This window comes from Microbispora sp. NPDC046973 (genome assembly GCF_040644495.1).
Taxonomy (GTDB): domain Bacteria; phylum Actinomycetota; class Actinomycetes; order Streptosporangiales; family Streptosporangiaceae; genus Microbispora.
Genome location: NZ_JBEYWQ010000001.1, coordinates 526,776 through 544,923, shown reverse-complemented (window position 1 = coordinate 544,923; position 18,148 = coordinate 526,776). Strand labels below are relative to the sequence as shown.

Sequence of the window (18,148 nt, the reverse complement as noted above, 5' to 3'; positions counted from 1 at the left end):
TCGGAACCGGAGTTCATGTTCACCTTAGAGGAGATTCAGTGATCGTTGTCACCACACCGACAGGACAGATCGGCAGCCGGCTGGTCCGTCAATTGCTTGACCAGGACGAGGAGGTCCGGGTCATCGTCCGTGACGCCTCGCGTCTGGATGACACGGTTCGCCGGCGGGTCGAGACCATCGATGGTTCCCACGACGATCCGGCTGTGCTCGACAAGGCACTGCCCGGAGCCGATGCACTGTTCTGGCTCGTCCCGCCGAACCCGCAGGCGCCGAGCGCCGAGGAGCACTATCTCCGTTTCGCCCGGGCGGGCGCCGCTGCTGTCGTCCGCCACGATGTCGGTCACGTCGTCGGGGTTTCCAGCGCCGGGCACGGCTGGCCCACCCCAGCCGGCGTCCTTTCTGCGGCCTTCGCGATGGACGCCGAACTCGCCAAGTCCGGTGCGGCGTATCGGGCGTTGTCCATGCCCTTCTACATGGAGAACCTCCTCGGGCAACTCGATGCGATCCGCGGGCACGGCGCGTTCTTCCTTACCTGTGCGGGCGACCTGCCGCTGGCGTTGATCGCGACGCGGGACATCGCCGGCACTGCCGCCGACCTGCTCACCGATCTGTCCTGGACCGGGCAGGAGAACCTCCCCGTGTTCGGCCCCGACCGGCTGACCCCTGACGGCATGGCCGAGGTGATCAGCCAGGAGCTCGGACGTCCGGTCGCCTACCGTCGCATGAGCGTGGACGACTACGCGTCGCTGCTGCGCTCCCGAGGCGCCGGCGACCAGGCGGTCAAGGACGTGACGGAGGCGTTCGCGGCACAGGACCACGGCATCTACGACGCGGACTGGGCGACCGCCAAGCCCACATCGACGGACTTTCGCACCTGGTGCAGGGAGGTGCTCAAGCCCGCCGCGGACGCTCGGGCGTCCTGACACGAGCGAGGCTTATGGCGCACTGATCGCACTCGAGAATCGGCGCGCGAGTGCGATCGGGCCCGGCAACGGCGACGGACAAGTAGCAAACTGCTGGCGCCGGAAACATGAAACCTCCGAGTAGCGCGACACCACTCGGAGGTCGCACGATCCCGCTACTCCCCACCGGAGGCCGTCAGGCCGACGGGGCAGGAGACGCCGGTGCTGCGGAGAGCTGCGATCTGCTGCCGGAGCCAGGACCGCGCGGGTGCCGGGCTCGGTGTCGCCCGTCAGGAAGCCGACTGCCGGGTGCTGGCCGAACGCCGAGGACGGCAGGTCGTGGACGTCTACTCCGACAACGACGTCAGCGCCTACTCCGGAAGCCCCCGCCCCTCATGGCAACGACTTCTCGGACATCGAGGCCGGGACCGTCGACGCCATCGCGTGCCGGCACGTGGACGGGCTGACACGATCCCCGTGTGAGCTGGAAGACGTCATCGACCTGGCCGACCGGCGCGGCATCGAGCTCGCCACGGTCCCGCATCGGCATCCACTCCGGCCGGTTCACCGGCGAGTTCGCGCCCCTGTCTGTCGATGTGCCGGCCGTCATCGACAGCGCCGTGCGCAGTGCAGGTCCTCCGCGGACGCGAACGCCCCGGCACCTTCGGCGGTGGTTCCGGGGCGGGCGGTCGTTCCGGGGCCGGCTGAGATCGGCCTCCGGGATCAGGTCGCGAGGGCGGTGCGGCGGCCGCGGCGGGCCACCTCGCGCTCCAGGTACCACTCCACGGCCAGCAGCGGGATCGTCCAGCCGAGCCAGCCGGAGAGGCCGGAGATCGTCCACGCCATCAGGTCGGGGTCGCCGCGGAAGACGGTGTCCTGCAGCGGGGGCAGGGCGATGATCAGGATCCCGGTCCACGCCCGATTGGTGATGATGGAGTAGGTCAGCACGGCGCTGCGCAGCATCCAGCGCCGGTGGTCGGCGTACCGTCGGGCGCGGGCGGCGCGCCAGCCCGCCACGGTGAAGGCGAGCCACAGCAGGGCGAGGAGCACGTCGCTGACCGCGAGGAACAGCCCGAACGGGGAGCGCGCCCCGATGACCAGGCCGGTCAGCCCGGCAGGCAGCACCCCGGCGAACACGTAGACCCGCCCGGCGCGCCGGTGCCCCACCGGGTGCCGCCGCCGGAACCACGGCCACACCTGGAAGAACGCGGTGACCATGGCGACCGAGGCGAACAGCACGTGCGCCACGAGCAGCGGATAGTGCAGGCCGAACCCCTGTGGCTGCGGCACCCGGGACAGCGACGGGTCCCCGGTCAGGTACGGCGGCAGCGAGAACGCGAGGAACCCGGCCGTGACCAGGCCGAGCGGCACCGTCCAGCCGCGCCGCCACCACGGACGCCGGCGGGCCGATACCGGCGGAGGACTGTCGATCGTCGTGTGCATCACGGCTCCAAGGGGACGGTCGGGGATGCGTATGCCATACGCTTAATGCGTACCATATACGCAACGCGTAGGCCATACGCAAACTGGTAAGCTCCCTGGAATGCCGGACGACATCGGAAACGAGCTGCCGCACGTGCTGAACGTGCTGTGGGGGCGGGCCAAGCCGAAGGGACGGGGACGCACGCCCGCGCTCAGCCTGGAGCGGGTCGTGGCGGCGGCCATCGCCCTCGCCGACGAGGAGGGCCTGGCCGCGCTGTCCATGGCCCGGCTCGCCGAACGGCTCGGCTGCGCGCCCATGTCGCTGTACCGGCACGTGGCCGGCAAGGACGACCTGCAGCTGTTCATGCTGAACGCCGCATGCGGCCCGCCGCCGGAGTTCGGCACGGCGCCGGCCGACTGGCGCGGCTCGCTCACCCGGTGGGCCGTCGAGCTGTTCGGTGTCTACCGGCGGCATCCCTGGATCGTCCAGCTGGTGAACTCCCCGCCGGTGGATCCCGGCCAGCTCGCCTGGCTGGACGCCGCGCTGCGCGCCCTCGGCGGCACGCCGCTGGCCTGGCGGGCCCGGTTCTCTGTGGTCATGCTGGTGCTGCACTATGTGCGCGGCGCCGCCCAGCTCCTGACGTCCCTGAGCGCCGAACCAGAGGAAAGGGCCGACGGAGCGTACGCCGCCCTGCTCACCGAGCTCGCCCACCCCGGCCGGTTCCCGGCGCTGGCCCGCGCGATCGAGGCCGGGGTGTTCGACCCCCACGCGGGGGCCGCTCCGGACGACGACTTCCGCGCCGGCCTTGACCACCTGCTCGACGGGGTGGGCGTGGCGATCGAACGCGCCGCCCAGGCCTGAGTTCAGAGGGCCGGCGCTGCGCCAGGAGGCCCGAACCTTCAGCCCGGGCAGCCGAGGCGGCCGGACCTGCGTCCCAAGACGGTCCATGCCGAGCGCATCGTGCGCGTCCGGGCCGTGCGGCTCCCGATCTCCGGGCGCAGCCGGAGACGTACGCCGAAGCGGGGGACGACGAAGGCACCGTGAGTCCCCGCTGCTTCCCCGTGATCGTCGACCGAACGGGCACGCGAGCTCCTTTCGGTCTCCTGATGAGCCGGTACTCGTGGGGAGCGCTCCTACCTGGCACGGAACTGTGCGCTCCGAAGTCCAGATGGAAGGCGAGTTCTGCGTCGCCCGCGTGACCATCCGCAAGGTGACCGCCAAGCTCCGCGAGGACGGGCACCAGGCCGAAGGGTCACCTGCGTTGACACCCGTGCCGCCGAGGCCGCAGTAGCCGGTGGGCACCGTGAAGAGGTACTTCTGGGGTAGCACTTCGTTTCAGGCATCAATACAAGTCGGCGGCTGGGTCCGTTCGACCGGGCCGTATACGCGCCGCGATCTGCTCGCGTGCGTGCGCGCAGTCCGCGAACCTGTGCGGGCAGGCGAGGGCGTGCTCGATCAGGTCCTTGGCCGCGCGTGCCCGCGCGATGCGCTGTTCCAGCTCGACGACGTGGCGGCGCAACAGGTCCCGGTGGTCCATGGGGTCGGGAGCGGACAGCACGGCACTCAGCGCGCCTCGGTCGCGATCGCCCTGGCTGGATCGGACCTGACGGTGGTGCCCGCACGCCGGGCGTCGCTTACGTCGCCGGAGAGGGCCGCAGTTGACAAGCCGTGCGTGCTCACCTCGTCCGGGAACACGGCTGGTCTCGCAGAGCCGTCCTCGTGAAACCGTTCTGGGCCCCCGGACGACGCGGCATGGACTGACCGCCACTTCCGTCAGGAGGGACGGCTCGTGCGGGGCTGGGACTTCGCGTCGGAGGGCGACGCGACGAACTCCTTGGCCGACTGTCCGGCGACCGACCGGACGAGACCTCGTTCCAGAGCCTGCTGAGCCAGGCGGTCGAGTGATTACAGGTGCCAGCCGAGCAAGTTCCAGTGCCGGCAGAACCACAGGAGGGCGAGCAGTCCTGCCAGCACGACCACCTGATGGCCGCGGGCCAGGACGCCCGCGCGCCGCCAGGCCCTCACGGTCGTGGCGACCGCGGCGACGGTGAGGGCGAGGACCAGCAGCGGCAGCACCAGGAGGACCTGGACGTTGGCCGGCACGCCGTACAGGATGCTCGTGTCGCCGGTCAGAACCAGCGTGAACAGCACCACGAACACCAGTCCGACCGCGGCGGCGAGCCCAGTCAGGACACGCCCGGCGCGCCAGACACGCGAAACGGGACGCTTCTTGGCCGGACGGACCACAGCGGCCACCGGCAGGCCGAGCACGGCGGTCAGTGCGGTGACGGCGAACAGCAGGACGATGACGGCATTGACCGGCGGGGTTTCCCACCAGGGGACGCGTTGGTAGGCGGGCCCGTCTGTGGCCACGTACGCGACATCGCTCCCGCCGGTCACCAGCGCCAGCCGCTGCGTGCCGCCGTCCTGCTGATACAGCCCAGGCCCCAGCGGGCTCCATGTCGAGCCTCTGAAGGTGAGCTTCCCGCCCGCCACCCGCAGCCGGGTGGAACTGGTCAGGGCGACCACCTTCTCGATGCTGGACTCTGCGGACCTGGTGAGCTTGTAGAAGCCTTCGACAGGCATGACGGAAGCACCGCCGTCAGGCACGGCGCGCTTTCCGGGCAGGAAGCGGTCGAAGAAGGCAGGAATGATCTTGGTCATGGCGTCGGCCCCGCCGAGACTGTTCGCGGAGACGAACAGGCCGAGGTCGGCGTCGGGCACCAGCAGCAACGCGCTCTGGAAGCCCTCCCAGCCGCCGTCGTGCATGATCACGCGATGCCCGTTGAGTGTCTGCTCCTTGAACCCGTGAGCGTACCCGTCGATGCGCGGATCGGCCGCGAACGTCCGCCGGTGCATGAGCCGGGCCGTCGGCTCGTCGAGGATGCGCCGGTCGCCGAAGCGTCCGTCCCGCAGGTGGGCGATCATGAAGTGGGCCATGTCGTTCGCGGTGGCACTGATCGACCCGTCGGGGGCGAGGTTGTCGAAGACGAACGGCTTGCGCCGATACGCCCCGTCCTCGTAGTCGTAGCTGCGCGCCAGATCCGCGGCCAAGGGGGCGGGAACGGGCTCGGCGGCCGTGCTGTGCCGCATCGCGAGCGGGTCGAGGATGTGGTCACGCACGTACTCGTCATACGGCTGCCCGCTCACCCGCGCCACGATGTATCCGGCCAGCGCCGCCCCATAGTTCGAGTACGCCGACACCTCGCCAGGCGGGCGCACCCGCGCGGGCATGTTGTCGGCGAGATAGTCCGCCAAGGGCGGCACGTCGTCCTTGCTCCGCGACCCCACGCCGATCGTGCGCTCCTCGAACCCGGCCGTGTGGTCCATCAAGTCCTGCAGCGTGATCGGCCGGGGGTAGGTCGCGGGGATCCGGAACGCGGTGAGGTAGCGGTTCACGTCCGCCTTCAGGTCCAGCTTGCCCTGCTGAACCTGCTGCATCACCGCGGTCCAGGTGAACAGCTTGGTGATCGAGGCGATCCGGACCATTGAGGTGGCCGGGTCGAAGGGTCTGCGGTTCTCGACGTCGGCCAGCCCGTACCCCTTGCTGAAGAGCATCTTCCCACCGCCCACCACCGAGACGACCGCGCCCGGCACGTGGTCGGCCGTCAGCCCGTCCGCCATCGCGGCGTCGAAGAAGTCGGCCAGAGCACGTTCGTCCGGAATCTCGGTAGCTGCCGCGGCAGGGGAGGCGACACAGGGCGGCACGAGGATCATCAGCGCCGCGCACACCGCGACGAGCATCGAACGGAAGACATACACGGACGGCTCCTGACCTTGTCGAGGCCATCCACGATGCGGCCGGCGAGGGCGCGGCCGCATCGCCATCGCGGCCATGGGCGTCTCCGACGAAAGTCGGAACGCCCGGCGTCCAGCGCCGACGCCGGTATGAGGTGGTGCGCCGCCGCCCTGGCTACGCTGGACCGATGCTGTCGTTACGCGCGGCGCTGCGGCGGATGGCCGCGCTCGGGCCACACGCGATCAGCGCGGCCTCCGTGGCGCTCTGCCTGTTCCTCACCGTCCTGGCAGTCAAGACGCCGTGGGCGCCGCTGCCGCGACCCGTCATCGCCGCCGCCGGGCTGGCAGGCACGGGTGCGGTGTGGTTCCGGGGCCGGTGGCCGGTCGCGGTGGCCGCCGCCGGGGCGGGCGCGTACGTGCTGTCGGGCAACCCGGGGCCGCTGCTGATCAGCCTGTTCTCCGGCGCGGGCACGCGTTTCCCGGCGCTGGCGGCGATCGGCATGGCGGGGTTCCTGGCCCAGCAGTGGGTGGACGGCGGCCGGTTGGGCACGGACGCGCTGATCTCGGCGGCGACCGCGACCGGGGTCACGCTGGCGGCAGGGGCGTACGCCACCACCCGCCGCGAGCTGACCCGATCGCTGCGCGAGCGCGCCGAACGCGCCGAGGCCGAGCAGCGTCTGCGCAACGAACAGGCGAGGTCCGCCGAGCGCGGCCGGATCGCCCGGGAGATGCACGACGTGCTCGCGCACAAGGTCACGCTCATCTCGCTGCATGCCGGCGGCCTTGAGGTGAACGCGAGCGCAGGGCCGGAGCGCATCGAGCGGGAGGCGGCGCTGATCAGGGTCAGCGCGCAGGAGGCCCTCGAAGAGCTGCGCAAGATCCTTGGCGTGCTGCGCGCCGGGCCCGACGAGAACGACGACGGCTTCCCCGACCTGCGGCGGCTGGTGGACTCCTGGGGATCGGCCGGCGGGACCGTCACCCTGCACGGCGATATCGGCACGTGGCCAGTGGAAACGGCCAGAGCCGCGCATCGCCTCGTCCAGGAGGGCCTGACCAATGCGCACAAGCACGCCCACGGGGCCCCGGTCACGGTCACGGCGACCGGGAGCAGGGAAGACGGCGTCACGATCGCGGTCACCAACGGACCATCGCTCCAGCCGAGTCTGGAGACCGGCGCCGGGGTCGGTCTGGTGGGCCTGGCGGAGCGTTTCCGGCTGATCGGCGGAACGGTGCGCGGCGGGCCGGACGATGCGGGAGGCTGGCGTCTTGAGGGCCGGCTGCCGTGGCACGCCGCGGACGCATCCCCGAGGGAATCACATGATCAGGACACTGCTGGTTGACGACGAGCCGCTGATCCGCGCGGGACTGCGGTTCATCATCGAGTCCGCACCCGACGTGGAGGTCGTGGGCGAGGCCGAGGACGGCAACCAGGCCGTCGACGCGGTCCGCCGCCTGGGGCCCGACGTCGTCCTGATGGACGTCAGGATGCCTAGGTACGACGGCCTGACCGCCACCGGGGCCATCCGCCGGCTCACCCGGGCACCCGCGGTGATCATCCTCACCACGTTCGACAGCGACGAGCACGTCTTCACCGCCCTGGAGGCGGGAGCCTGTGGGTTCCTGCTCAAGGACACCTCGCCGCACGACCTGATCCAGGCCATCCGTCTCGCGCACGGCGGCGACTCGATGCTGTCCCCGCGGGTCACGCGGCGGCTGATCCACCGGCTCACCACCGACCAACCCATTCGGCGCCGCCGTGACGCGCTCGCCCGGCTGGAGACCCTGACCAGTCGCGAGCGCGAGGTGCTCATTGAGGTCGGGCTCGGCCGCTCCAATACCGAGATCGCAGCCCGCCTGAACATGAGCGAGGCCACGGTCAAGAGCCACATCTCCCACCTGTTCGTCAAGCTCGCCGTCACGAACCGCGTACAAGTGGCCATCGCCGCCTACCGCGCCGGCCTGGTCGACTGACGATACGGGTCCCTCGTCGCGGCGTTCAATAGACCAGACAAGGTCACGCCCGCTGGTGTCCGGCTCCTCGCACGAAACTGGACCAGGCTGGTCGTGCCGTCGCTCGCAGTGACAGAGATCTGTCACCTGCTCTCCGATCCGGTCCGTCGCGGCAGCCCCGCTCTCGCGGCCGAGTTCTGCGCCGCCATCGCCGACGACGAACTCCGCGTGATCGAGCGACCCCTCACGACTACCGGCGGATGTCCGAACTGCTCTCGGCCTACGCTTCAAGCCGTCGACACCTGCGTCATAGCCCTGGCCGAGCGCTTCGACCTTCACCAAGTCGCCACGCTGGACCAGTGGGACTCACGATCCCGCCGGGCGACTGATCAGGCTGCGCCGGCCGTCAGCCCGACCGGGCAGGAGACGCCGGTGCCGCCGATGCCGCAGTAGCCGTTCGGCACCTTGAACAAATACTGCTGGTGGTAGCGCGCCGCTTCAGGCAACAAATCTCAACGCTCGTGCCGGTGTCGTTCGGCTAACAGATCACCGCTCAGGGCCGCCGGGCGAGACGGTGCTCAGAGCCGCTCCGGCAGGAGCATGAACGCACCGATGTGCTGGGGGCGAACAACGGCGAAGTGGCGGCGGTCGAGCGTTGCCACTTCCGTGACGCCGACTCGCTCAGCAATTGCGATCACAGAGGCATCAACCGCCCCGAGGGGGAGACTCGCGTACGCCTCCACCAGGACGCTCATACGCTGCAGATCACGATCTTCGAGGTCCACCAAGGTCATGCCTGCTCCGAAGGAGCGTAGAAACGCTGCCTCCGCTTTGCTTCCCTGTCGCTTCTCGACGAGCTGACATACCTCGGTAACGACGGTCGCGGGGACGAGCAAGGGCCCTGGGTGGGTCCGTAGAAGTCGCGCGCAGGCCTGATGGTGGCGGTCCCGGACGTTCACGGCCGCAACCAACGGACCCGAGTCAATGACGATCACAAAGAGTGATTGTCCTCTGCACGGAGAATCTCCTCCGAGCGTTCCGCGAAATCCGGCTCCGCTTCGAGCAAGCCGATGAACGGCAGATCGCGCACCACAGGCGGCTCTTCGAGCTGATCGCGGACAAGCCTGAGCAAAGGAGCCACCTTCTCCTCTGGCAGCCGATCAACCAGGTGGTGTAGTTCCTCGCGCATCACGCTCATGTATCGAGTGTAATCAGCGGGACAGCCCCGGACAGTCGCGCAGCGCGACGGTGACCGCAACCCGCTGAGAGCGGCTACGTCGGCCCAGGCAACCTGGGCTCTGGGCCGACTGGTTCCTGCAAGATCAAGCATCGCCGGCGGTGAGGCCGACGGGGCAGGAGACGCCGGTGCCGCCGATGCCGCAGTAGCCGTTCGGCACCTTGAACAAATACTGCTGGTGGTAGACCTTCGCTTCAGGCAATAATTCTTGCGGAGGTCGCCTAGCCTGAGCCATCCCCCATCCCCCATCCCCCATCCCCGTCGTCTCCTACGCGCGCATCTCCGCCGACATCAGGCGGGACGAACACGGAGTCCAGGACCAGCACAAGCTCAACCGGGAGACCGCGGCCCGGTACGGCTGGACCGTCGTCCACGAGTTCACGGACAACGACAAGTCCGCTGCGAAGGCCGATGTCGTCCGCGACGACTTCGAGGCCGTGTTGAAGGTGCTCCGCTCGGGCGAGCTTCCGGACGGCGCGGAGGTGGGAGGCGTCGTCATCGCGGCTGAGGATCGCCTCGCTCGACGTCCGGGTGACTACGAGCGCTTCGTGGAAGCGATCACCTACCAGGACGGCCGCGTCTTCGCGGATGCGTAGGGTCAGAAGGATCTCTACAGCGAAGACACCGAAGCATGGGCCTGTTCGGCGCGGTCATCTCAAAGATGGAAGTGCGGAAGATGCAGCGCCGCATGCGTCGCTCCCACCGGGCACGGGCCGAGCAGGGACTACCCGTCGGCGGAACGCGTCCCTTCGGCTGGCTGCCCGATCGCTTGACCCTTGATCCGGAAGAGGCGCCACGGCCGAAGGCTACTGCCCTCGGCAGACGCGGCGTGCGGTGCCCTTGGCGATGCCGAACTCCTCGGCCATGCGGGGTTCACCAGGGATGGGGTGCCCCACCTGGAATTCGCCCGTCCGGATAGGGTCCGTACGCGGTTCATCAGCCACATCACGCTGCGGATGACCGGGTTCCCGGTGCAGGAGAAGGCGGGCTCGGAGCTGGACGTCTACGGCTTCGGCGGACAGGTCGCGACGGTCACCATCGATCAGGAGAACAAGCCGCGTCGCTTCCTGATCAAGCTGCCGAAGTCCGGGACCGTGGTTCCGCTGCCCTCGGTCGACCAACCGCAGTCCGCCGTCCGGTGGATCGTCGGCTGGGCCAACGGCGGGGCACGGTGAGGCGGCGGCTCTGATGGCGGCCATCGTCGTAGACCCGGACGAGTGCCTGAGTCCTCACTGGGAGATGCGCCGAAAAGATCACGTGAAGCTCGTGTGGCACAAGCCCTTCGAGGGCGTGGGGCGCGTGCGCGTTCTCGCCTGGACGTGCGACTGCCGAGCCCTCGTCTACGAACTACTCCAGGCTGGTGGACAGGCGTTCATCCGCAAGACCACCCAGGCCGAACCCACACCGGAGATCGAAGAGACACACCGCTGGCCCATGGAGGAGGCGCGCAGGGTGTGGCATGCCCTGCTGCTCGGTGAGATGCGATAGACGGTCCAGCCCACACGCGGCCCCGCTCACTCGGGCGGGGCCGCACCTGTGTCTGCACCCCGCGCCACTCCTCCCCCGCCCCCGATAGCTGCCGACATCAGTGGCCCGACCGAGGTGTCAATGCCGTCTTCGCGTGTCCGTCCACCAACGACGTACACCGCAACCCCGCACCCAACCCGCACAGACGGCGTTGACGCCGACCAAGGGCCACGAACAATCGGGCAGCGGGGGCGGAAGAGGTCGGAGGTGCCCATTTAGAGAAACAGCCAGGTGTCATGAGATGCGCGGTCTTCCGAATCGTTATAGCCGTAGAATCCCCGACCATGACTACCAATCGGACCATGTCGTTCGATGTCCACGTCAGCTACGGTCAGATCTACCTCGACGACCTCGCCGACGACATGGGACTGGAAACCTTCCCCGATGACCATCCCGAGCACCCCGTGGGCATCATTCGGGTAAAGGACGGTAAAGGCCTCCTGGTCACGGGCCTGCACACGGGGACGGTCGGCTTCTCGGTGACCGTGTCGGACCGCGATCCAGAGCCGGACGTCAACGAGTACGAGGACATCGTGGAAATCAGCTTCCACACCCAAACAGGACGAATCTTCCTTATCGAGTGGGGCGGCGAGGGATTTCACAATCTACCCGACTTGTCGTCGGGCCCGGGCTGGTACCGATTGCGGTATCACGCCGTCCACATGGACCGGGCCACAGAATCGGACTGCTCGACTGATGCCATCATCGATCGTTATCTGCTGCAGATCTGGCCACAAAATGAGTCCATCCCCCAAGTGGTCAAGAGCACGAGTCGCACGCTCACCTACTGGCGCAATGCGAAGTGACGTCCCAAACGTAGGACAGGACTGATTTCCGTGCCGATGGGCGACCTCGCCGAGGAGTGAAAGGCGTGGATACGCAGCCGGGACCTGACTCTGGCGGAGCCCGGGAGGACCTCGACATGACTAAGGCGCGTAACTGATGCCGACTCGTCACGCAGTCGCGGCGCAGGGCACCGACCTGGACGTCGACGTAGCGGAGGTGCAACCGGTCATCTCGCGCAGCAGTGCCACTGCCGCGAGCGGCAGCCGCCGCTGCAGCTCGTCCAGATGCGGCACCGATCCTCGCGGGTCAGAGGTCATGACGTCGCCGTCCTTCCTGGTCGGGAGCGGCGCAGCCGTCAGGGTCGGCCTTTCCGGGCCATGCATCGCTCTATCACTTGGGCTCGATCGCCAGGATGAAAAAGGTTAACTAAATGGCTTTCCAGTACGCTGCGCACGGCCCGAGTCGCTGGCGGCCGGGGCCGGCCCCCAGGCCGCATGCCCGGCCGCCGAGCGGACGCAGAGCCGTGCGGCGGCGCGGAGCGCCGTCGCCTTGACCCTGTAGTGAAGCTTCTCGCCGAAAACGGCTCTGGCCCTCGATCGGCACCGGGCTTGCCGGGCGACCAAGGGCCAGGATCAGTCAGTTACCGCAGGTCAGGCTTCGCCGGCGGTCAGGCCGACGGGGCAGCTCACGCCGGTGCCGCCGATGCCGCAGTAGCCGTTCGGCACCTTGAACAAATACTGCTGGTGATAATCCTCGGCGAAGTAGAACTCGCCGGCGGGGGCGATCTCGGTGGTGATCTCGCCGTACCCGGCCTTGGTGAGCACCTCCTGGTACGCGTCCCGGGACGTCACGGCCGCCTTGGCCTGCTCGGGGCCGTGGGTGTAGACGGCCGACCGATACTGCGTGCCGACGTCGTTGCCCTGGCGCATGCCCTGGGTGGGGTCGTGGGCCTCCCAGAACACCTTGAGAAGCTCCTCGTACGACACCTCGGCCGGGTCGAAGACCACCCGCACGACCTCGGTGTGACCGGTCAGGCCGGTACAGACCTCCTCGTACGTGGGGTTCGGCGTGTAGCCGCCCGCGTAGCCCACGGCGGTCGAGACGACCCCGGGGGTCTGCCAGAACTTGCGCTCGGCGCCCCAGAAGCAGCCAAGCCCGAACTCGGCGATCTCAGTACCCTCGGGGTACGGCGGAGCCAGCGGCGCGCCGAGGACCTGGTGGCGGGTGGCCACCGGCATGATCTCGGCACGGCCCGGCAGGGCCTCCGCGGGGTCCACCATCGTCGTCTTGTCTGTGCCGAACAGCCAGCCCATCGTGCACCTTCCTTCTGCTCTGCCATCACCAACCGAGCACCCGGCGGCCGTGTTCCTGACATAAGCGCCTCTAAACCTCAGGCATAGAGACCCTTATTTGTGCTGAATCAAGGTAAGCAGCGAAGATGGGGTTCATGCCTGATACGCGCCGCGGTGTCCTGTATGGCGTCGCCGCCTACACCATGTGGGGTCTGTTCCCTCTCTACTGGCCTCTGCTCAAGCCGTCCGGCGCCGTGGAGATCCTCGCTCACCGGATGGTCTGGTCCCTGGTCGTGGTGGTCACGGTCCTCGCCCTACGTCGCCACTGGTCGTGGATCCGCACGATGACGCGCCGCCAGCTGATCCTCCTCGCCCTCGCGGCCGTCACGGTCTCGGTCAACTGGGGCGTCTACATCTTCGCCGTCAACACCGGTCATGTGGTGGAAAGCGCGCTCGGCTACTTCATCAATCCCCTGGTCAGCGTGCTGTTCGGAGTGCTGATCTTCCGGGAGCGGCTGCGCCGGTGGCAGTGGATCGCCGTCGGGCTGGGCGCTCTCGCGGTCCTCATCCTGACGCTCGACTACGGGCGCCTGCCCTGGATCGCCCTCGTGCTCGCCGTCAGCTTCGGCACGTACGGCCTGATCAAGAAGGCGGCGGGGGTGGGCAGCGCGGAGAGCCTGACCATCGAGACGCTCGTGCTGCTGGTGCCGGCTCTGGGCTACCTGCTCGTCCTGCAGGGGAACGGCACCGGGACCTTCGGCAATCACGGCCTCGGCCACGCGCTGCTGCTGGTGGTGTCCGGCCTCATCACCGCGGTGCCGCTGATGCTCTTCACGGCCGCCGCGCTGCGGGTTCCGCTCACCGTCATCGGCCTGCTCCAGTACATCGCCCCGGTGCTGCAGTTCCTGTGCGGGGTGCTGATCGTCCACGAGACGATGCCCGCCAGCCGGTGGGCCGGGTTCGTGGTCGTCTGGCTCGCGCTGAGCGTCTTCACCTGGGACAGCGTCCGCTCCGCCCGTACGTCGCGGCAGGAGCGAGCGGCCGCGCTCGAGACCGTCTGATACGCCCCCCGGAGTAGGGCGCCGGTCTCCGGCGGGAGGACGACAGGACCGAGCGGAGCGGCGAGGATCGCGGCATGAGCAAGGAATTCCGTTTCGGGACCGTCGCCGGCCTGGCCCCCGACGCCGCCGCGTGGGCGGCGACGGCCCGCCGTGCCGAGGACCTCGGCTACTCGACCCTGCTCGTCCCCGACACGCTGGGGACGCTGCCGCCGCTGCCGGCGATGACCGCCGCGGCCACCGTCACGACGACGCTGCGCGTGGGCACGTTCGTGCTGGCCGCGCCCTACCGCAATCCCCCGCAGCTCGGGCACGAGCTCGCCGGGCTCGACTTCCTGTCCGGCGGACGGCTGGAAGTCGGTGTGGGGGCCGGACGTGTCGGCGCCGAGGAGGACGCCCGGGCGCTCGGCATGCCGTACGGCACGGCGGGGGAGCGCATCGCGCAGGTCCGATCGGTGATCGGCGAGGTGCGGGCGGCCTTCGCCAGGAGCAGGACCACCGTGCAGCGCCAGGGGCCGCCGATCCTGGTGGCGGGAGCCGGTCCCCGCATGCTGTCGCTGGCCGCCGAGGAGGCGGACATCGTCGCGCTCGCCGTGCCGCCCGACGCGCCGGAGGAGGGTCTGCGCGGACCCGTCGGCACGCTGCGGGAGCTGGCCGGGGCGAGGTTCGACGACATCGAGCTGAGCATGAACCTGTTCCAGATCGGCGACGAGCCGCCCTCGTGGATGCCCGAGCGGCTCAGAGCCACGTCGGCGGACGCCGCCACCGTGCTGCGCGGCTCGCCCCGTGAGATGGCCGACACACTGCTGCGCCGCCGCGACGAGCTGGGCCTGTCCTACATCACCGTCAACGGCTTCTTCGCCGACGCCCTCGCCCCCGTCGTCGAACTCCTCGCCGGCCGCTGACGTCAGCGTGTCGCCGACAGGCGTGACCGGGTGCGGGCGGGTGCCCCGGAGGGCAGCTCGCCGAGGATGTCGGCGAGCGTGACCCCTGCGAGGCTGCTCCGCCACGCACGGTGCGCCTCGGCCATCTTCTCGGCGATGACGCAGATGCGCCGGCAGTCCTCGGGAGGCAGCGCCCCCCGTCCCTGCTGGCGGATCTCGCGGCACTCGTACGGCGAGGAGGCGCCGTCGACCGCCTCGACGATCTGCAGCATCGTGATGTCGGAAGCCGCCCGCGCGAGCCGGAATCCGCCTCGCGGACCCGTCATCGCGGCCAGCACACCGGCTCTGACGAGCGCCTGCAACTGCTTGGCCAGGTAGGGCGCCGGAACGTCGTAATACTCCGCGAGCTGCGCCGCCGACGCGGTGGCTCCCGGTTCGAGCTGCGCCAGCGTGGCGGCGCAGTGCAACACCCACTCGGTGCTCGCAGGCAGCTTCATGCCCTCCAGTGTATTGGAGAGATTGCGGATCTATTTTGTCCGAGATAGCATCCGAGGCGTCTAGCGAAGGAGAAACCATGCGTATCGCAGTCGCCGGCGCCACCGGGAACATCGGGAAGCTCACCGTCGCCGCCCTCGAACGGGACGGGCACGACGTCGTACGCGTCAGCCGGTCCCTCGGCGTGGACCTGCTGACGGGCGAGGGGCTCGACAAGGCCTTGGACGGCGTCGAGGCGGTCGTCGACGCGATCAGCTCGACGGCGATCGACCGGGACGAGTCGGTGGCGTACTTCGGCACGACCACCAGGAACCTGCTGGCCGCCGAGGAGCGAGCGGGCGTCCGCCACCACGTGCTGCTCTCGATCATCGGCATCCACCGGGTGGAGGGCAACGCCCACTACGCCGGCAAGCGGGAACAGGAGCGCCTGGTGTCCGCAGGCTCTGTGCCGTGGACGATCGTCCCGTTCGCGCAGTTCCACGACTTCGCCGAGATGGTGGCGGGGTGGACCGAGCAGGACGGCGTCGCCACGATCGCGCCGCTGCTGGTGCAGCCGATCGCGCCCGCGGACGTGGCCGAGGTCCTCGCCGAGATCGCGGTGGGCGAGCCGCGGGGCCGCCACGCCGACGTGGCCGGTCCCGAGCCCCAGGACCTCGTCGACATGGCCCGGCGCACCATTGCGGCACGCGGCCGGACGGTGAAGCTCGTGCCGACCTGGTCGGGCCTGTTCGGCACGGAGATGGCCGGCGACGTGCTGCTGCCCGGCGAGGGCGCCCGCATCGCGCCGACCACCTTCGACGAGTGGCTCGCCGACCAGCAGTAGACACCCGCAGCGCGAACGCTGCGCTACCCCAGGGCCGCCTCCGCCCTGGCGTAGGCGGCCTCGGCGATGCGCGGCAGCAGCACGGCGGGGTCGGTGCGCGGCTCGGGGAACTGGTTCGGAATCCGGATCTCCAGCAGGTAGCGAGGGGTCTGCACCACCTCGACCCATTGCCAGACGGGGACGTCCCCGCTGCCCGTGATACGGAAGGCGAAGGACCGGGTGCCGAGCGGCGGCACGGGGAACGGCTCCACCGCTCCGGTGCCGGCCCGGGCTCCCTTCAGCTTCAGGCACGACTCCACACGGCGGGTGTCCGCCAGGTGTTCCAGCATTGCGGCAGGCCCGGTGATGACGGACTCGCCGAACACGAGCGGGTCGGCACGCCGTCGCGCCTGCAACTGTGTCGCCGCGATCCACGCGCCCCGCCGGTCGAAGTCCCGCAGCACGACGGTCCACATCCCCGAGGTCCACTTCTCGCACAGGGAGGGCCCGTGCAGGGGGCTGCTCATCATCCGGAGTCCGATGAACAGCGACGCGTCGCCGACGGGGGCCGGGAGGCCGACCACCGCCCCCGGAGTCGCATCCGACTCGTGCGCCGGGCCGAAATCCGTGAGCAGCGCCGACAGCAGGCGCGGGTTCGCACCTCCCGTGCCCGGGTTGGGCACGGGGATGGGTTCGCCTTCCTCCAGTGCCCAGCCCATCAGTTCCTCCGACTCCGAAGGGGTGGGGTCCGGTCGTTCCTCATGCCGCTCGGGCGAACCCGGCGCAGGCGAGACCGGCTCGGGCGAAGCCGCTGCGGCGATGGCGTCGAACAGGGCTTGCGCCGAGCCCTCTCCCGCTTCCTCCCCACGCGTGAGGACCTGGTCCTTGTCCACCACGACGGTGCCGGGAGGCATCGAGCTCTCCGGCGGAGCGGGGGACGTGCCCGCGCCTCGCACGCCGCAGGCGGCCACGGCCAGGGAGAGCGACACGGCCGCCGACAACACGACCGAACACCGGGTGATCCTCACCCGGCAATGATGTCCTGAAAACGATCAGCCCGTGCGCTCGACGACGTAGTCGCACAGGGCGATGAGGGCCGTACGGGCCGGGATGTCGGGCAGGCCGGCGAGGGCCTCCTTGGCCCGGTCGATCCAGCGGATGAGCTCCTCGCGGGCCTGGACCATGGCCCGGTTGGCCCGCAGCAGCGTCAGCGCCTCCTCGACGTCCTCCTCGGCGACGGGCCCCGACAGCAGGGTGCGCAGCCGGGCGTCGGCGGGGTCATTGGAGGCCAGGGCGTACAGCACGGGAAGCGTGTGGACGCCCTCGCGCAGGTCGGTGCCGGGGGTCTTGCCCGAGTCGGCCGTGGGCGCGGCCACGTCGATGAGGTCGTCACCGAGCTGCCAGGCCACGCCGATCGCCTCGCAGGCGTCGGTCAGGCGCTCGACCACGTCGGCGGGAGCACCGGCGAGCATGGCGCCGAAGCGGCCCGAGGTGGCGATGAGGGAGCCGGTCTTGTCGGCCAGCACGCTGATGTAGTGGGCGATCGCGTCGCGGCCCTCGGCGGGCCCGATCGTCTCGCGGATCTGGCCGCGCACCAGGCGGGAGAACGTACGCGCCTGGATCCGGATGAGCTCGCTGCCGAGGTCGGCGAGGATCTCCGACGCCTGGGCGAACAGGTAGTCGCCGGTGAGGATGGCCACGGTGTTGTCCCACCGGGCGTTGGCGGACGGGGAGCCCCGGCGCACCGGGGCCTCGTCCATCACGTCGTCGTGGTAGAGCGTGGCCAGGTGGGTCAGCTCGATGACGACGGCCCCGGGCACGACGCCCGGGGCATCCGGGTTTCCGAACTGGGCGGCCAGCAGCACGAGCATCGCCCGGAACCGCTTGCCGCCCGCCTCGATGAGGTGCCTGGACGTCTGGGTGACGAAGGCGTCCTCACTCTCGACCGACGAGCGCAGCAGCTTCTCCACCGCCGCGAGCCCGCCCGCGAGGTCGTCGGCCAGCCGCTCGTCGACGAGAGGAATGTCCACAACGGGCGGCGCGGCCATACGGAG

Annotated in this window: 22 protein-coding genes and 2 pseudogenes; 12 read left to right on the top strand and 12 right to left on the bottom strand. The window is 69.6% G+C overall.

The annotated features are described in order from the left end of the window. Positions 1 to 38: 38 nt before the first annotated feature. Together ABZ860_RS02680 and ABZ860_RS02675 are read left to right on the top strand one after the other, a co-directional pair. A complete protein-coding gene (locus tag ABZ860_RS02680) occupies positions 39 to 923 on the top strand; it encodes an NAD(P)H-binding protein (RefSeq protein ID WP_357214012.1) in 885 nt (294 codons plus the stop codon). 201 nt (positions 924 to 1,124) lie between these two features. Then, positions 1,125 to 1,385 (top strand): recombinase family protein, encoded by a 261-nt coding sequence (locus tag ABZ860_RS02675; protein WP_357214009.1) that lies wholly within the window; start codon positions 1,125 to 1,127, stop codon positions 1,383 to 1,385. 240 nt (positions 1,386 to 1,625) lie between these two features. On the opposite strand, the gene ABZ860_RS02670 is transcribed toward ABZ860_RS02675, so the two are convergent. Then, positions 1,626 to 2,345, bottom strand: a complete 720-nt coding sequence (locus ABZ860_RS02670; protein ID WP_357214006.1) for a DUF2306 domain-containing protein — start codon at positions 2,343 to 2,345, stop codon at positions 1,626 to 1,628. A 100-nt stretch (positions 2,346 to 2,445) separates the two neighbouring features. Between ABZ860_RS02670 and ABZ860_RS02665 the strand changes: the two genes are divergently transcribed. Continuing rightward, positions 2,446 to 3,186 (top strand): TetR/AcrR family transcriptional regulator, encoded by a 741-nt coding sequence (locus ABZ860_RS02665; protein WP_357214003.1) that lies wholly within the window; start codon positions 2,446 to 2,448, stop codon positions 3,184 to 3,186. Positions 3,187 to 3,667: 481 nt separating this feature from the next. Here ABZ860_RS02665 and ABZ860_RS02660 read toward each other — a convergent pair whose 3' ends face one another. Both ABZ860_RS02660 and ABZ860_RS02655 read right to left on the bottom strand, forming a co-directional pair. Then, the gene (locus tag ABZ860_RS02660) at positions 3,668 to 3,883 is read right to left on the bottom strand and encodes a hypothetical protein (protein ID WP_357214000.1); all 216 of its coding nucleotides are present in this window, start codon (positions 3,881 to 3,883) and stop codon (positions 3,668 to 3,670) included. Positions 3,884 to 4,230: 347 nt separating this feature from the next. Beyond that, complete coding sequence (locus tag ABZ860_RS02655; protein ID WP_357213997.1) at positions 4,231 to 6,087, bottom strand: serine hydrolase domain-containing protein; 1,857 nt, start codon at positions 6,085 to 6,087, stop codon at positions 4,231 to 4,233. 164 nt (positions 6,088 to 6,251) lie between these two features. Between ABZ860_RS02655 and ABZ860_RS02650 the strand changes: the two genes are divergently transcribed. Then, positions 6,252 to 7,403 carry a histidine kinase gene (locus tag ABZ860_RS02650; RefSeq protein WP_357213995.1) on the top strand — a complete coding sequence of 384 codons (1,152 nt, stop codon included), beginning with the start codon at positions 6,252 to 6,254 and terminating at the stop codon, positions 7,401 to 7,403. Next, a complete protein-coding gene (locus tag ABZ860_RS02645) occupies positions 7,381 to 8,034 on the top strand; it encodes a response regulator transcription factor (protein ID WP_357213992.1) in 654 nt (217 codons plus the stop codon). The genes ABZ860_RS02650 and ABZ860_RS02645 overlap by 23 nt, the downstream gene beginning before the upstream one ends. A 368-nt stretch (positions 8,035 to 8,402) precedes the next feature. On the opposite strand, the pseudogene ABZ860_RS02640 reads toward ABZ860_RS02645, so the two are convergent. The 4 genes and pseudogenes from ABZ860_RS02640 to ABZ860_RS02625 form a co-directional block, all read right to left on the bottom strand. Continuing rightward, positions 8,403 to 8,501: pseudogene (locus tag ABZ860_RS02640) on the bottom strand (peptide-methionine (S)-S-oxide reductase); the annotation flags it as partial. Positions 8,502 to 8,591: 90 nt separating this feature from the next. Further along, the gene (locus tag ABZ860_RS02635; protein WP_357213990.1) at positions 8,592 to 9,008 is read right to left on the bottom strand and encodes a PIN domain-containing protein; all 417 of its coding nucleotides are present in this window, start codon (positions 9,006 to 9,008) and stop codon (positions 8,592 to 8,594) included. After that, positions 9,005 to 9,211, bottom strand: a complete 207-nt coding sequence (locus ABZ860_RS02630; RefSeq protein ID WP_079319669.1) for a hypothetical protein — start codon at positions 9,209 to 9,211, stop codon at positions 9,005 to 9,007. Before ABZ860_RS02630 ends, ABZ860_RS02635 begins: the two co-directional genes overlap by 4 nt. A 124-nt stretch (positions 9,212 to 9,335) precedes the next feature. After that, positions 9,336 to 9,443 (bottom strand): annotated as a pseudogene (locus tag ABZ860_RS02625) (peptide-methionine (S)-S-oxide reductase); the annotation flags it as partial. A gap of 40 nt (positions 9,444 to 9,483) precedes the next feature. Between ABZ860_RS02625 and ABZ860_RS02620 the strand changes: the two are divergent. The 4 genes from ABZ860_RS02620 to ABZ860_RS02605 all read left to right on the top strand — a co-directional run bounded on the left by ABZ860_RS02620 (position 9,484) and on the right by ABZ860_RS02605 (position 11,583). Further along, positions 9,484 to 9,846 carry a recombinase family protein gene (locus ABZ860_RS02620; protein ID WP_357214732.1) on the top strand — a complete coding sequence of 121 codons (363 nt, stop codon included), beginning with the start codon at positions 9,484 to 9,486 and terminating at the stop codon, positions 9,844 to 9,846. A 291-nt stretch (positions 9,847 to 10,137) separates the two neighbouring features. After that, entirely contained in the window at positions 10,138 to 10,425 is a 288-nt protein-coding gene (locus ABZ860_RS02615; RefSeq protein ID WP_357213986.1) for a hypothetical protein, read from the top strand. Positions 10,426 to 10,507: 82 nt separating this feature from the next. Continuing rightward, complete coding sequence (locus ABZ860_RS02610) at positions 10,508 to 10,738, top strand: hypothetical protein (RefSeq protein ID WP_357213983.1); 231 nt, start codon at positions 10,508 to 10,510, stop codon at positions 10,736 to 10,738. 341 nt (positions 10,739 to 11,079) lie between these two features. After that, on the top strand, positions 11,080 to 11,583 hold the full coding sequence (locus ABZ860_RS02605; RefSeq protein ID WP_357213980.1) for a hypothetical protein: 504 nt from the start codon (positions 11,080 to 11,082) through the stop codon (positions 11,581 to 11,583). 147 nt (positions 11,584 to 11,730) lie between these two features. On the opposite strand, the gene ABZ860_RS02600 is transcribed toward ABZ860_RS02605, so the two are convergent. Next, on the bottom strand, positions 11,731 to 11,880 hold the full coding sequence (locus tag ABZ860_RS02600) for a hypothetical protein (protein WP_357213977.1): 150 nt from the start codon (positions 11,878 to 11,880) through the stop codon (positions 11,731 to 11,733). A gap of 333 nt (positions 11,881 to 12,213) precedes the next feature. Next, positions 12,214 to 12,876, bottom strand: coding sequence for a peptide-methionine (S)-S-oxide reductase MsrA (gene msrA, locus ABZ860_RS02595; RefSeq protein ID WP_357213974.1), 663 nt, complete (start codon positions 12,874 to 12,876; stop codon positions 12,214 to 12,216). 134 nt (positions 12,877 to 13,010) lie between these two features. On the opposite strand from msrA, the gene rarD reads away from it, so the two are divergent. Together rarD and ABZ860_RS02585 are read left to right on the top strand one after the other, a co-directional pair. Next, positions 13,011 to 13,916 carry an EamA family transporter RarD gene (rarD, locus tag ABZ860_RS02590; RefSeq protein WP_357213971.1) on the top strand — a complete coding sequence of 302 codons (906 nt, stop codon included), beginning with the start codon at positions 13,011 to 13,013 and terminating at the stop codon, positions 13,914 to 13,916. A 74-nt stretch (positions 13,917 to 13,990) separates the two neighbouring features. Next, positions 13,991 to 14,818 carry a TIGR03621 family F420-dependent LLM class oxidoreductase gene (locus tag ABZ860_RS02585; protein ID WP_357213968.1) on the top strand — a complete coding sequence of 276 codons (828 nt, stop codon included), beginning with the start codon at positions 13,991 to 13,993 and terminating at the stop codon, positions 14,816 to 14,818. A gap of 2 nt (positions 14,819 to 14,820) precedes the next feature. Here the strand turns inward: ABZ860_RS02585 and ABZ860_RS02580 are convergent, their stop codons facing one another. After that, positions 14,821 to 15,294, bottom strand: coding sequence for an Rrf2 family transcriptional regulator (locus tag ABZ860_RS02580; protein ID WP_357213965.1), 474 nt, complete (start codon positions 15,292 to 15,294; stop codon positions 14,821 to 14,823). A gap of 77 nt (positions 15,295 to 15,371) precedes the next feature. On the opposite strand from ABZ860_RS02580, the gene ABZ860_RS02575 reads away from it, so the two are divergent. Next, positions 15,372 to 16,115 carry an NAD(P)H-binding protein gene (locus tag ABZ860_RS02575; RefSeq protein ID WP_357213962.1) on the top strand — a complete coding sequence of 248 codons (744 nt, stop codon included), beginning with the start codon at positions 15,372 to 15,374 and terminating at the stop codon, positions 16,113 to 16,115. 23 nt (positions 16,116 to 16,138) lie between these two features. Here ABZ860_RS02575 and ABZ860_RS02570 read toward each other — a convergent pair whose 3' ends face one another. Both ABZ860_RS02570 and ABZ860_RS02565 read right to left on the bottom strand, forming a co-directional pair. Then, positions 16,139 to 17,122 carry a hypothetical protein gene (locus ABZ860_RS02570; protein ID WP_357213959.1) on the bottom strand — a complete coding sequence of 328 codons (984 nt, stop codon included), beginning with the start codon at positions 17,120 to 17,122 and terminating at the stop codon, positions 16,139 to 16,141. A 24-nt stretch (positions 17,123 to 17,146) separates the two neighbouring features. Then, on the bottom strand, positions 17,147 to 18,142 hold the full coding sequence (locus ABZ860_RS02565; RefSeq protein WP_357213956.1) for a polyprenyl synthetase family protein: 996 nt from the start codon (positions 18,140 to 18,142) through the stop codon (positions 17,147 to 17,149). Positions 18,143 to 18,148: the final 6 nt, after the last annotated feature.

Coding starts and splice junctions, on each gene's coding strand:
- ABZ860_RS02670 (WP_357214006.1), bottom strand. CDS start 2,345: ATGCACACGACGATCGACAGTCCTCCGCCGGTATCGGCCCGCCGGCGT.
- ABZ860_RS02665 (WP_357214003.1), top strand. CDS start 2,446: ATGCCGGACGACATCGGAAACGAGCTGCCGCACGTGCTGAACGTGCTG.
- ABZ860_RS02650 (WP_357213995.1), top strand. CDS start 6,252: ATGCTGTCGTTACGCGCGGCGCTGCGGCGGATGGCCGCGCTCGGGCCA.
- ABZ860_RS02645 (WP_357213992.1), top strand. CDS start 7,381: ATGATCAGGACACTGCTGGTTGACGACGAGCCGCTGATCCGCGCGGGA.
- ABZ860_RS02630 (WP_079319669.1), bottom strand. CDS start 9,211: ATGAGCGTGATGCGCGAGGAACTACACCACCTGGTTGATCGGCTGCCA.
- ABZ860_RS02605 (WP_357213980.1), top strand. CDS start 11,080: ATGTCGTTCGATGTCCACGTCAGCTACGGTCAGATCTACCTCGACGAC.
- ABZ860_RS02600 (WP_357213977.1), bottom strand. CDS start 11,880: ATGACCTCTGACCCGCGAGGATCGGTGCCGCATCTGGACGAGCTGCAG.
- msrA (WP_357213974.1), bottom strand. CDS start 12,876: ATGGGCTGGCTGTTCGGCACAGACAAGACGACGATGGTGGACCCCGCG.
- rarD (WP_357213971.1), top strand. CDS start 13,011: ATGCCTGATACGCGCCGCGGTGTCCTGTATGGCGTCGCCGCCTACACC.
- ABZ860_RS02585 (WP_357213968.1), top strand. CDS start 13,991: ATGAGCAAGGAATTCCGTTTCGGGACCGTCGCCGGCCTGGCCCCCGAC.
- ABZ860_RS02580 (WP_357213965.1), bottom strand. CDS start 15,294: ATGAAGCTGCCTGCGAGCACCGAGTGGGTGTTGCACTGCGCCGCCACG.
- ABZ860_RS02575 (WP_357213962.1), top strand. CDS start 15,372: ATGCGTATCGCAGTCGCCGGCGCCACCGGGAACATCGGGAAGCTCACC.
- ABZ860_RS02565 (WP_357213956.1), bottom strand. CDS start 18,142: ATGGCCGCGCCGCCCGTTGTGGACATTCCTCTCGTCGACGAGCGGCTG.